General features: G+C 45.8%; 12 protein-coding genes. 6 read left to right on the forward strand and 6 right to left on the reverse strand.

Annotated features, from left to right (window positions below; translation table 11 throughout):
* Positions 1-79 precede the first annotated feature (79 nt).
* Positions 80-412 (reverse strand): 4a-hydroxytetrahydrobiopterin dehydratase, encoded by a 333-nt coding sequence (locus PQQ36_RS02630; protein WP_011081408.1) that lies wholly within the window; start codon positions 410-412, stop codon positions 80-82.
* Positions 405-1196, reverse strand: coding sequence for a phenylalanine 4-monooxygenase (gene phhA / locus PQQ36_RS02635; RefSeq protein ID WP_011081409.1), 792 nt, complete (start codon positions 1194-1196; stop codon positions 405-407). The genes PQQ36_RS02630 and phhA overlap by 8 nt, the downstream gene beginning before the upstream one ends.
* A gap of 226 nt (positions 1197-1422) precedes the next feature.
* Between phhA and PQQ36_RS02640 the strand changes: the two genes are divergently transcribed.
* Positions 1423-3399 carry an acetoacetate--CoA ligase gene (locus PQQ36_RS02640; RefSeq protein ID WP_225470311.1) on the forward strand — a complete coding sequence of 659 codons (1977 nt, stop codon included), beginning with the start codon at positions 1423-1425 and terminating at the stop codon, positions 3397-3399.
* Positions 3400-3520: 121 nt separating this feature from the next.
* On the opposite strand, the gene PQQ36_RS02645 is transcribed toward PQQ36_RS02640, so the two are convergent.
* Positions 3521-4114: a class I SAM-dependent DNA methyltransferase gene (locus PQQ36_RS02645; protein ID WP_322788925.1), complete on the reverse strand. Its 594-nt coding sequence runs from the start codon at positions 4112-4114 to the stop codon at positions 3521-3523.
* A 147-nt stretch (positions 4115-4261) separates the two neighbouring features.
* Between PQQ36_RS02645 and PQQ36_RS02650 the strand changes: the two genes are divergently transcribed.
* Both PQQ36_RS02650 and PQQ36_RS02655 read left to right on the forward strand, forming a co-directional pair.
* Positions 4262-5140 carry a LysR family transcriptional regulator gene (locus PQQ36_RS02650; RefSeq protein WP_011081412.1) on the forward strand — a complete coding sequence of 293 codons (879 nt, stop codon included), beginning with the start codon at positions 4262-4264 and terminating at the stop codon, positions 5138-5140.
* A gap of 174 nt (positions 5141-5314) precedes the next feature.
* Positions 5315-6208, forward strand: coding sequence for a cation diffusion facilitator family transporter (locus tag PQQ36_RS02655; RefSeq protein ID WP_225470313.1), 894 nt, complete (start codon positions 5315-5317; stop codon positions 6206-6208).
* Between the two features lie 30 nt (positions 6209-6238).
* On the opposite strand, the gene yddG is transcribed toward PQQ36_RS02655, so the two are convergent.
* On the reverse strand, positions 6239-7135 hold the full coding sequence (yddG, locus tag PQQ36_RS02660; protein ID WP_045619390.1) for an aromatic amino acid DMT transporter YddG: 897 nt from the start codon (positions 7133-7135) through the stop codon (positions 6239-6241).
* A 126-nt stretch (positions 7136-7261) separates the two neighbouring features.
* Between yddG and PQQ36_RS02665 the strand changes: the two genes are divergently transcribed.
* Positions 7262-7423 carry a hypothetical protein gene (locus PQQ36_RS02665; protein WP_011152296.1) on the forward strand — a complete coding sequence of 54 codons (162 nt, stop codon included), beginning with the start codon at positions 7262-7264 and terminating at the stop codon, positions 7421-7423.
* Positions 7424-7511: 88 nt separating this feature from the next.
* Complete coding sequence (elbB, locus tag PQQ36_RS02670; RefSeq protein WP_011081415.1) at positions 7512-8162, forward strand: isoprenoid biosynthesis glyoxalase ElbB; 651 nt, start codon at positions 7512-7514, stop codon at positions 8160-8162.
* Between the two features lie 20 nt (positions 8163-8182).
* On the opposite strand, the gene PQQ36_RS02675 is transcribed toward elbB, so the two are convergent.
* A complete protein-coding gene (locus tag PQQ36_RS02675; RefSeq protein WP_225470314.1) occupies positions 8183-9163 on the reverse strand; it encodes an ABC transporter substrate-binding protein in 981 nt (326 codons plus the stop codon).
* A gap of 77 nt (positions 9164-9240) precedes the next feature.
* Here PQQ36_RS02675 and PQQ36_RS02680 point away from each other — a divergent pair, with 77 nt between their 5' ends.
* Positions 9241-11238, forward strand: a complete 1998-nt coding sequence (locus tag PQQ36_RS02680; protein ID WP_263139873.1) for a PAS domain-containing sensor histidine kinase — start codon at positions 9241-9243, stop codon at positions 11236-11238.
* Positions 11239-11325: 87 nt separating this feature from the next.
* Here the strand turns inward: PQQ36_RS02680 and PQQ36_RS02685 are convergent, their stop codons facing one another.
* Positions 11326-12867, reverse strand: coding sequence for a DUF3369 domain-containing protein (locus PQQ36_RS02685; RefSeq protein ID WP_065091221.1), 1542 nt, complete (start codon positions 12865-12867; stop codon positions 11326-11328).
* Positions 12868-12954 lie beyond the last annotated feature (87 nt).

Consider the following 12954-nt stretch of genomic DNA (forward strand, 5'->3'; position numbering starts at 1 on the left):
CTTGTGATTACTGAGAAGGGATACTCTATCAAGCTGGTGAGGGTTGGGACACAAACGTTACCCTCAAATCGACAATTTGTTAACGAATGATCTGATCACATTTCGCGGCGCAGATAAAATCGTTCTTGTGTAAGCCTTTAATAGAGTGGCTCCACCATGTCACCGTTACTTTCCCCCACTCAAGCAAAATGGAAGGATGGTGAAACTCTTGTTCAGCGAGCTCAGCCACCTGATTACTGAACTGCCAAGCCTGCATAAAGTTTTTAAATTTATACACTTTTTCAAGTTGAGGAATGCCTTCTCTTTCCATTAGGTGCCACCCTTCCAACTCTAGCAGTAATTCTTGCTGCTGTTGTGTCGTTAACGCTATCGCGTCGATACTACAAGCTTCGCATTTTAATTCATCAAGCATCTACAGTTTCCTTTGGTTCAAACAGGGGTGGAAGCAAGCCAGCACTCATTGCAAACTCTACTTCTTTCATTAAATCAATTTTGCTCAATTTGAAAAGAGCGTTGATTTCATCCAGCACAAAATACTTGGGTTGCATGATATCGATTCTATAGGGAGTTCTGAGCACCGTTTGGATATCAAACTTTGCTCGTTCTGGACGTTCATCTTCAAGCGCATACACCGTTTCACCAGGAGATGAGAGAACACCGCCACCATAAATTCTCAACTCGCCCTCTTCTCTCAATAAGCCAAATTCGACCGTAAACCAATAAAGACGAGCGAGGTAGGCTCTTTGCTTAGGTGTCGCCTGCTCGCCTAATTTGCCATAGGTTTCCGTAAAAGCGGCAAAATCAGGATTCGTCAACATCGCACAGTGACCAAAGATTTCATGAAAAAAATCGGGCTCTTGCAAATAATCAAATTCTTCTCTGGTTCGCAAAAACGTAGCGACTGGAAATTTTTTGTTAGCCAACAGATTAAAAAAACGGTCGAAATTGATCAAAGCAGGGACAGGCTCCACACTCCAACCCGTACTCTCTGCAAGCACTTGATTAATTTCCGGTAACTGGGGAACGCGATCGGTTGGGAGATCGAGTAGCGCTAATCCATCGATATAGGCAGAACATGCACGTCCCTGAATCATACTCAGTTGTCTGGTGATCAGATCCTGCCAAATCGCGTCTTCTTCTTCCGTCCACTCAACGAATCCTTCGGAGTCGACGGGCTTTGAATGATAATGACTCATCACAGCCTCAATTTAACAATCCATTTACAACAAGCCTATCTTTTGCACTGAACACTTCCAATCCTACTGACGCTTTTGCCAGCAAAATCCAGTGTAACATTTTCTTTACAACACTCTCTCAAACCCTTACATATCAAATAAATGTATCCTCGTTCACTGTTTGACTTTTGAGCAAAATAGAATAAAACTTATTTGTGTTAATGAATGGTTAACAATGAGAATAACAATGCCAACATCAAGCCCTATCTGGACCCCTTCTCCAGAGAGAATTGCAACCAGCAACCTCAAAAAGTTCATAGAACACATCAACATGCAAGGCGAAGCGATCGAAAACTATGCGCAGTTGCATCAGTGGTCGATTGTCGAAAATAAAAAGTTTTGGATGGAAATCTGGACCTTCTGCGATGTGATTGGTTACCAAGGTGACTGTATCGTCGGTGAAGGGAAGCCAAAATGGGGAAATTACTTTTCGCAAAGAGACAACCTTTGGTTCCCTCAAGCGGAACTCAACTACGCTGAAAACTTACTTTCTTCCGCTTACCAAAAGCCGCCAGAGCCCGCCATCATCTTCCGGAATGAACGGAATGAAGAATCCTGTTTCTCTTGGCAAGAGCTGTGTGATCACGTTTCAATATTGCAGCAATGGTTAATTCGCAATGGTGTCGGTAAAGGTGATGTGGTGGCTGGCTATCTTCCCTATTTGCCAGAAACCGTCATTGCCATGCTGGCAACAACCAGCCTTGGTGCGGTTTGGACCTCCACCTCTCCCGACTTTGGTACAGACAGCGTTATCGAACGATTAGGACAAGTGAACCCCAAAATTCTGTTTTGCTGCGATGGTTACTCATTCAATGGCAAAACGTTCGATATGTCAGAAAAGAACCGCAAAATCGCTGAACAGCTGCCAGACTTACTCAATATTTGTGAAATTGAGTATTTGGAATCTCCCGAGACGGACTACAACACCAACTACTCCACTTGGGCTGCTATATTAGAAAACTACGATGCCAAAGGTATCATCTACGAACGTGTGCCTTTTAATTCGCCCTTGTTTATTCTCTACTCTTCCGGGACCACTGGTAAACCAAAGTGCATCATTCACACGGTGGGCGGAACCATTATCAATCACCTAAAAGAACATCAATTGCATTGCGATATTCAGCCTGATGATCGCGTTTTTTACTACACTACCTGTGGATGGATGATGTGGAACTGGCATGTGTCCACACTCGCCAGTGGGGCAACGCTGGTGATCTACGATGGTAGCCCCGTTTACCCAGACCAATCGATTTTGTGGGATATGGTGGATGATTGCCAAGTAACACTGTTTGGCACCTCAGCCAAATACTTAGAAGCGATTCAACATGCGCATTACGAGCCAGCACTATTCCATGATCTCAGTACGTTAAAAACGATCTGTTCGACAGGTTCCGTGCTCTATCCGGAGCAATTTGATTTTGTCTATTCGTCTATCAAATCCGACGTTCACCTTGCATCTATCTCTGGTGGCACCGATATTTGTGGCTGTTTTGTACTGGGCAACCCCATCTCGCCAGTCTACCGTGGGGAAGTACAGTACGCAGGCTTAGGTGTCTCTATCGCCGTTTACGACGCTTCCGGACAACCAGTCGTTGGACAACGAGGTGAGCTGGTGTGTACCAACTCTCTGCCTAACTTCCCGTTGGGCTTTTGGCACGATGATGGCGAGCGTTATCACCAATCATACTGGAGCAAGTATCCCAATGTGTGGCATCACGGTGATGATGTGATCATGACAAGTCATGGTGGATTTGTCTTCTACGGGCGAAGTGACACTACACTTAACCCCGGTGGCGTTCGAATCGGCACTGCGGAGCTCTATCAACAAGTGAACGCACTGAACAGCATTGACGATTCCATTGCGGTGGGGAAAGTGCAAAACCGTAGCGAAGAGATCTGGCTGTTTGTAAAACCTGCGACGGGTTTCGACTTGAACGATAGCATTGAAGAACAAATCCGTTCAACGCTGAGAAACCACTGCTCACCACGCCACGTTCCCAGTCAAATTTTCGCTATTTCGGATATTCCCAAAACGCGCTCAGGGAAGTTGGTCGAATTGGCGGTAAAACAAGTGGTGAATGGGCAAGAAGTGAAAAACCTCGGGGCGATCGCTAACCCAGAAGTTCTAGAGGAAATAAAACGCGTTACACAAGCTTATCGCTAAGCTTTTCTTTGCAACAAGCAAAGTCGGTAACAAAAAAAAAGCGAGCCTTACTGTTGGCTCGCCTTTTGTCATTCGCATATTAAGTTTGGTGTCGATACTTTGCGTCTTGGGTCTTGGTGGGCTAACTTAAACGTTTCCCCTGACCAACAAACACAGAGTGTGTCTCCCCTTCAAACTGCATTTCGAAAGCGGGCGCCACAGCAACGTCTGCAAAACCAGTCTGCTTTAGTAGCGATTCTGCTCTTTGCATCGTTAAGCCTTCTTCATCCGATTGCGCGACCCAATCCCAATGGATAAACGTGCCGCCAATATTGAGCAGGCTATATGAAACCTCTAAAGCAGTTTCCAGATCATCAATGAATGCGCAAACCGAAGACGCCACCACCACATCAAATTGCCCTCTGAATGCAGGATGTTGCGCCACCAATCCCCGAGTTAAACCGTCGACAACGGGTTCGACATTGGGCAACTGCTTTTTATCAAGCTCTTCGATCATCTCTTCAGAAGAATCCAAAGCGACAATATCTTTTGCTAGTGGTGATATTTTTTGGCTTAACAAGCCAGTACCACATCCTAAGTCAAGGACTCTAGCGCCGTTTAAACTCACTAAATCCTTTAACTGATTGAACACAGATTGTGAAAACTGTTCCGTTGCTGGATTGCTCTCCCACTCCTTCGCGGCTTCGTCCCAATTGTGTGCCATCACGGCCTCCATAATTACTTCTTGCAACGTGGATAGATTAACTCAAAATATTCCTTACGTCATAGAGTTATTATTGAAATTCCTCTATGCCGAAAGTGACTTAGCATGCAGGATGAATTTTCGCTATGCTATCGCCAAGTACATTTTTTCGAGTAGAGCATGAATCTTTCACAAATCGAAGCATTTTGCAGCATTGCTGAATTGGGCTCCGTCTCTGAAGCCGCCAGACATCTCGACTGCAACAGAACCAAGCTAAGTATGTCGATAAAATCGCTAGAAAAAGAGCTAGATATTGATCTCTTTGTACGCTCAGGCAACCAACTTACCCTCTCTGAAGCCGGTAAAGCTATCTTCAAAGACTGTGAAAACTTGCTCGTTACCGCACAACGCATCAAGCAAACCTGCGCAGATGTCTCTGGGGTATTTAATGCCGAAATGTGGATCGCCAGAGACGATTCGTTACCCGATGAAATTTGGCAAGAATTTTCGCACCAACTGAGTAAGCAGTACCCGTCAACGGCTTTTAATATTGTGCTGGCCTCGAGCGGAGATTTAGCAAACTTGGTTGAAACAGGCCAAGTCGACTTTGCATTTGGTGTAGATTATGAACGCGTTGATAGCCCTAAAATCACCTATAGTCCTTTGGGCAAAATACGCATGATGTCAGTGTGTCGCATTGATCATCCCTTGACCAAAATGCGTCGAGTTTCGGACGAAGATCTACGCGCGCAAATGCAAGCACTCATGGTTTATCTCAACGAGAAAGACAATCCCGAATTGCGCCCTTTTTCACTCAAACACATCGGTTTCTCCTGCTTTGACTATATGTTGAACATGATTTTGCAAGAAGATGCGTGGGGCGTTTTACCTGAACCTCTCATCAGGCTTTATTTACGTGAGCAAAAACTGGCCGTGATTAAACACACTTATGGTTTGACACAAGAGGATTACTGTATGTTGACCCACAGCGGCATGAGTGAGCACCCTGCGATGTCGTGGTTGGCAGACAAAATCAACGACTATTTGTTCGATTTCTAACTCGAACACAGTGAGCGTCAATATTAATGACGCTCATTTGTTAAGTTAAAATATTGATTTAAAAAGATAATATTAAGATACATTAAATTGACACATTTGATTCACTGACTTTTCATTTGTAAAATTTCGCCGTTACGCAAACAATAACAGAGTGTTTAGCAACCGGAATATTTTATGTGTGACAGGACAACTAAGAACGAAAACCGTATTCTGACTTTCTCAGCCCTTGCTGCATCGGGCTTTGCAGTCGCGGGATTGGTGCTTGGCATGTTCGCAGGGTCACTGGTAATTATGTTTGATGGGGTGTATTCCCTCGTCAGCCTACTGTTAACTTTATTGTCGCTGGCAGCATCTTACTATATCAACACACCTTCTCAACGTTTGTTTCCTTTTGGTAAAGCTGTCGTAGAGCCGATTGTTATCGCAATCAAGGCAATAGTGATTTTAATGGTGGTTGCTTACTCGCTTTATTCCGCCGTGTTTGATTTATTCAACGGTGGTCGTGAAGTCAATGCCTCTGTGGCGATTTTCTTTGAGACTTCGTGTGTGATTGGTTGTGCTTATGTCTGGTGGTATATCTCGAGAAAAAGTCACCAATACTCCTCTGGCCTCATTGCTGCTGAAGTAAAACAGTGGCAAATGGATGCGTTGCTTAGTGCCGTTGTTACGATTGGATTTATCATGTCCATCGCCGTGACGTATACCCCATATGCTGAATTTGCAGCCTATGCGGACCCAGTCATGATGCTGGCAATGTCGTTTTACTTCATCAAAGTACCAATGGGAATGTTGAAAGAAGCTTTGCGTGAGCTGCTCATGATGTCCCCAGACGAAGAACTTTGTCGAAGTGTCGGCAGTGATATCGAGTTCATCGAGAAACAAACTTCCCAACATCTGAAACTTGCAGGTGTTGCTAAAGTCGGGCAAGAATTACGCGTTAACGTTGACTTGCATGTCAAGAACAAGACGTTGGCCCTGGCAGAACTGGAAAGTACTCGAAATAAACTGAAGAAGCAGCTCTCTAAGCATCCGTTCAAATTACAGCTCAACGTGAACGTCGCTTTCTAACTCACTGCTCTTCCACATGACGCCGTCTTGCTAGACGGCGTTTTTATTTCTGGTAAGCCACCAACATGTCAGCGAGCCAATGGTTACCATAGCGACGCCCTGCCAAAATGTGCTGGGCAAACTCACGGCAAGAATCATCGAAGAGAATAAAGAAGAAAGAATTGGCGTAAAGTAAGACATTGTCGCAAGCAGAACCATATTCCCGCCAACGATCGCGACATTCCACAACGCATATCCTCCCGCCATCAATGCCGAGGCAACAAACAGAATCCCCACGCCTTGCCACCCAAAATGCAACGAGGGAACAGAATCAGAGAGCCACCATTTCACCCATAAGGTCATTGCCGTGGCGATAAAAAACAGCGTGATTGCGTTATGTTTGCAGCGCGCTCTTTGCGTCACATTGCAATAAATCGCCCAGATGATTGCGCCAGCAAAAGCCATGATAAACACCAAAGGATTGGCCATCACATTCGCCTGAATCATTGTCAGTGATACACCATCATCACCACTGACCGTCCAAGCTACACCAACAAAGGCCAGTAGAACCGCTGGATAAAGCCACAAACTGGTTTTCTTGGCGCTCCCCCACACCGCAAACAACACCGTCAAAGCTGGCCAAAGATAATTGACGATTGAAACTTGAATAGATTGCAATCGACTATCGGCATAACCCAACGCCAGTGCTAGGAGAATTTCATAGCTGACAAACAAGGCACCACCAACCAAAAGGTAGCGTTTGGGAAAATAACTCAACTTTGGAATGCCAAGTACGATCACCAACAAAATCGCACTCAAGCTGTAGAGAAGAGCCGCCCCACCCAACGGGCCAAAATATTCCGCAACCATACGCGTCATGGCCAGTAAACAGCTCCAAAATAAAATGGCGAGCAAACCAAATAAGGTGTATCGATGGGTTGTTGTCATTATCTGTGATCCCTAGCGCAGCAACGGCATATCAAACGAAGAGCTTACTGCAAAACTGACCTAGTTCAAAAACAAACACCACCAAACTCGATATAAACAAAACGATCCCGTCAGTTAGGAGTTACTATGAAACGTTTTCTTCCGTCTAGCGTCATGCTTACCCCCTTCGTTGTCCGTTATTACCAAGAAGAAGAGCCGGAGCATCAAGAACAAGAAACCTCCCTTCAGCACAGTGACGAGCCTCGCCAAGAAATCGAGCATGAAAGTCTCAAAGTCGACATTGAATAGCCGCACAGAATCGATATCGCTCTTTTCCACTCACAGGCAAAGTTGGTTAAGCTGAGTAAACGGAACTCCGTCAAAAGGAAGGTAAGAAATGAAAAAAGTAGCGGTGATACTCAGTGGTTGTGGTGTGTTTGATGGCAGCGAAATTCACGAGGCGGTTCTAGCCCTCTATGCGATTGAGAAAGCAGGTGCAAGTTGGCATTGTTATGCGCCAAACATCGAACAACTGCATGTGATCAATCATAAAACCGGTGAAGAGATGGATGAATCCAGAAACGTTTTGGTGGAGTCTGCCCGCATCGCACGTGGCAATATTGATGATGTCAGTAAACTAAAGGTCGACGATTACGATGCGCTGCTTTTGCCGGGCGGATTTGGCGCTGCAAAGAACTTAACCAATTTCGCGATTTCTGGCGCAGAATGCCAAGTCAATGAAAGTGTCGCCAAAGCCTGTCGCGACTTTGCCCAAGCGGGCAAGCCTGCGGGTTATCTGTGCATTGCACCAACCATTATCCCTATGGTCTACGCTTCGGGCGTTGAAGGGACCATTGGCAGCGATGTCGCAACCGCGGCGGCATTTAATCAAATGGGAGGTAAGCACGTTGAGTGCTCAGTCGAAGAGATGCATTTCGACTCACAACATAAGGTACTCTCTACCCCAGCTTATATGCTTGCAGGTTCGATTGTCGAAGCCGCATCAGGGATCGAGAAACTGGTTAACAAACTGGTCGAAATCGCCTAAATAACCATCTCGTGATTTAACTACTCAATTCCCTCCCAGCCTTTGGGGGGGAGTAAATTCCAGCGGCGCATTTCCGAATCACTGTAAAGGGGCCTTCCCTGATTACCAATTTGGATGGGAATCGCGTCAGCCGATTGACCATCAATCAGTTGATTGATAATTCGACCAACATGTCGACCTTGTACTTCACCAAACAGCACTACGCCACCTGCCGTTTTTCCTTTGCCAACCGAAAAGTCCCAAAAACCAAACAAAGGCACTTCCGAATGTTGATTGGTCCAAAATAAGATCTCATCAGAAGGAACACTTTTCCCCTTATCATCCACAAGCGTGTGATACAGCCCGACTAAAATCGCGTCGACGTTTTCCTCTTTCGCTCGTCTTACCGTCTCTTGCCAATGAGCCTGAGTATCGACAAGATGAATCGCCACTTCGACCCCCAGACTCTTTTTAATCATCTGATATTGGCTTTCAATATATTCCCCTGCAATGGCAGAGGTCACGCCAGAGTCAAACAGCACCCAAATTTTCAATGGTGAGCGACCGAGGATCCGCTTGATTTCCCCAACGTTTTTCACAAACAGAGGCAACTCTAAAATGCCGGTCACTTTGGCTTGTCCGGGATAGTCCGCAAACAGCTTACGAGGGTTGGAATTAATACCAAGAAACACCATGGAAATGGGTTCATCATACAGATACGGATAGAGATAGCTCAGCGCATTATCGTCACCCAGCACAACAATATCTGGCTTCATTGCCTGGTACTTCGCAAACGCTTTTTCCGCCATTGCGGCGTATTGCTCTTTGGGGACCCGCTTAGTGTTCATTTCAAAAGTGGCTATCTGAGCGCGCTCACCGACCTCTTGCCGAATCCCATACAAATAGCTTTCATCCCACTCATACTGCGCATGGTAGCTCTCAATGATCAGCACTTTTGCACTGTAAGCGAAAGCAGGAACAAAGATCCAACTCAGTATTATTAACGCTAAAACGGCTCTCATGTGGCGGCCTCTCGATGACGTCATGAACTGAGTGTAGTCAAACTTCGTGAATTACGCTTATTTCAATCGAGTTCAGCATGGGTGTCTATAATGAAGCTATTAGGACCAAGAAAAGCTGGGATGCTATGAGCCGTAAACACAATTATGAAGAAAGTATCAATAATCCGCTGTTTAGCCGAATTGGCCGGCGAATCATTCTCATCATGATATTGTTGAGTGGTCTTTTTACTTTGTTTACCACCCTGCTCCAGCTCTACTGGGACTACGACAAAGAGTTTAATGATGTTGAGCAACGTCACTACGAAATTCAAAACGTCCATGCAGGGCTGCTGTCGGCGTCTTTGTGGTCATTCGATTTGGTGCTCTTGCAAGAACGGCTCGATGGTTTAGTGAACCTACCGAAAATTGACTACCTTGAAATCAAATCGGGAGACTACACTTTCAGCGCAGGAGAACGTGTAGAACAAGGCGCCATTGCCGATACCTACCCACTGACCTACTACAACGCCATGGACGGCAATATGGAAACCATAGGTACCATCTATGTTGAATCCGACGCGCAAGAGATTTATCACTATTTGCTGAAACAGTTCCTCGTGACCCTCACACTCAACGCGTTAAAAACAGCCTTTGTTTGCTACATTATATTGATGATCTTTCACGCCAGCGTGAACCGTCGGATCTTCGAAATCGCTCAGTATCTGCGGCGTTACAATCCACGCCATCCGTCTGATCCGCTTCAACTTGCGCATTACCAATGGATCATGGAAAACGATGACGAGCTCGATTGGTTAGGTGAAGAAACCAACCGCATCACTGGCAATGTCACCACCTTGTATCGCAATATCAAACAGGAACAAGAGCGGCTGGCGGATTTCACCCACGTCTCCTCAGATTGGTTATGGGAAACCGACGAACTGGGCAGGCTGATATATTGTTCAGAAGCCATGATGGAACAGTTGGGTATCGAACCTTTAGAAAAGCCGTTACTGATTGAAATTGAAGCCTTATCTGATGCCAAAAATCTCACCAGTTACATGCTTAAGCGTAACGACTTTGCCATGTGTGAAGAGAGCATCACCTTAAACTGCATTACTTACCATTTTCTTTTTCAAGCCATCGCGAAATATGAAGAGAACAAATTTCTCGGTTTTCGTGGTACCACGATTAATATTACAGACCTCAAACTCACGCAGATCGAACTGCAACAACTCAACCAAAACCTTGAACATGAAGTGGCGGTAAGAACCCTCGACTTAAAGCAAAGCATGGAACAGCTCAAAGCCACACAAGAACAGCTAGTGGAATCAGAAAAACTGGCAGCATTGGGCGGGCTTGTTGCTGGTGTTGCACACGAAGTCAATACCCCACTTGGTATCGCCGTGACAGCCTCTTCGATTATTCGAGATGCCTCTATTGAGCTCAATCAAGCCTTTTCCAATCAAACCTTAACCAGCGCACAATTTGCCGACGTGATGCAGAGAATTTCTGACAGCAGCCAAATGCTGGAAAACAACCTTAACCGTGCGGCGAAACTGATCCGAGATTTCAAACAAACGGCGGTCGATCAAATCTCCGAAAGCCGCAGCGAGTTCAATGTAAAACAAGTGCTTGATGCGTTAATTGCCAGCCTGCATCCCGAAACACGCAAGGTGCCTGTGGCTCCAGTCGTGGATTCGCCAGAGGATGTGGTCATGAACAGTTTGCCCGGTGTTCTCACTCAAATCGTCTCTAATCTTGTCCTCAACAGTGTCAATCACGCCTTCGGTACTCAGCCAAACCCCGAGATTCTTGTCCGCATTTCTGAACAAGAACAAAACGTCATATTGGAATATCAAGACAACGGCTCCGGCGTTGACCAATCTCTACATCAAAAGATTTTCGAGCCGTTTTATACCAGCAAGCGAGGAAAAGGCGGTTCTGGATTAGGCTTAAATCTGGTGTTTAATTTAGTCAAACAAAAGCTCAAAGGTGAGCTCTCTTTTCATTCAGAGCCAAACCAAGGCGTGCATTTTGTGATTACACTGCCCAAAGAACTGCCAATGCAGATAGAGCTTGCTCAAAAAAGTGCCTGATTCCACGGCAAGAACCCCGAGCTAAATAGCTCGGGGGTCGCAGAAAAAAAAGAGTAGAGAGAGAAGAAAGGATAACCAAAGGGCTCGCTAGTCAGGATGCTGAATACGAATATCGATAAACGCTTGCCAATTTTCCAACAACAAATCCACTAATCGGGGATCGAAATGTTTGCCTTTTTGCGCTTCGATTTCTTGGCGAATTTGTTCATCAGACCACGGTTCTTTGTAGCTGCGTTTTGCCCCTAACGCATCAAACACATCCGCCAAGCCCGTAATTCGGCCACTGATCGGGATCGCCTCTCCTTTCAGCCCCATCGGATACCCTGAACCGTCCCACTTTTCGTGATGCGTCCCAGCGATTTCTTTCGCAATGGCGAAGAGGCGTCGTTTGGATTTACTCAAGATGTTGACGCCATATTCGACGTGCTTTTTCATGATTTCCCACTCTTGTGCATCCAGCTTACCGGGCTTATGAAGAATGTTGTCAGGAATCGCGACTTTACCCACATCATGCAACGGTGAAGCGTGCTTGATCAAATTGACTTCAAAATCACTGAGTCCGTACAACTGCGCCAGTTTCTCTGAAATCAACGAAACGCGTTGTACGTGTGCGCCAGTTTCTTTGCTGCGTGCTTCCACCGCATTGGCTAGGTTGTAGACCAACTCCTTGGAGGTCTCTCGGACATCAAGCAACAAATTAAGATTTTCAAAGGTAAGCCCAATATTTTGCATATAGATTTCAAGCAGTTGTCGATCTAACTCAGACAACTGCTTATTGAGATTCACATAGAGTAAGTTGTCCACGCCCTGCTCATCATGGCTATACAACACAAACGCATCACCAAAGTGCGTGGTTTGATGGCTCTCCAACACTTGCTGACATCGCTCTGCCACCAGCTCTGGCAGTTTTTCAAACGCACATTCTGAATAGAGATCAACATAAGAACCCGTCGCTGCCAGCGTCATGGCTCGGCAAACCTCGCCGTTAGGGTCGGGCTTAACAATGCAATAAAAAGCGGATTTTTCTAACTTGAGCAATGAAGTGAGCTGCTCTAACACGGCTGACGCGTAGTGCTGCAGAGAGGTGGTATTTTGTACATAGGCAGAGGCTTGAATCACCTTACTCAAACCTTCTTTCTGTTCTTCTATCAAACAAAGGTCGCGATAAGCGCGCAACATGGAATAGAGAACGGTTTTCAACTTTTGCGTGGTGAGCTCAGTTTTCTCTTTATAGTCATCAATCTCATATTCCTTGATGACGATATCTTCTGGAGCCTGCCCTGCTTGCCCCGTCCTGAGCACGAGACGAATCAAGCGGTTCTTCATTTGCTCGCGAATGAACTTAACCAACTCAAGGCCCGCATGCTCGGTTTCCATCACCACATCGACAAACGCAACGGCAATATCCGTCTGCTGCTGCAAAATCTGCCGAGCCTCTTGCCCTGATAGCGCGGAGATGAGTTCCAACTTCCTCTCTTGGAACTGAAAACCACTCAGCGCTAATCGAGTGACTTGATGCATTTGTTCATCATCATCCACCAGCAAAACTTTCCATGGCTTACATAGGCGAAGGCTCTGTGTAGGCTCCTGAGGTTGATTTTCTGCACGATGGTCTGCAAACAAGTCCATTTGTCACCCTCTCCATTTTTGTTACTCACACTCTAGGTTTAGCACAAATCCAACAGAGAAAGAGGAGCAAAAGCACAAAAACAGCAT

The sequence above is a fragment of the Vibrio sp. CCUG 15886 genome (genome assembly GCF_028570825.1).
GTDB classification, from domain to species: domain Bacteria; phylum Pseudomonadota; class Gammaproteobacteria; order Enterobacterales; family Vibrionaceae; genus Vibrio; species Vibrio vulnificus_B.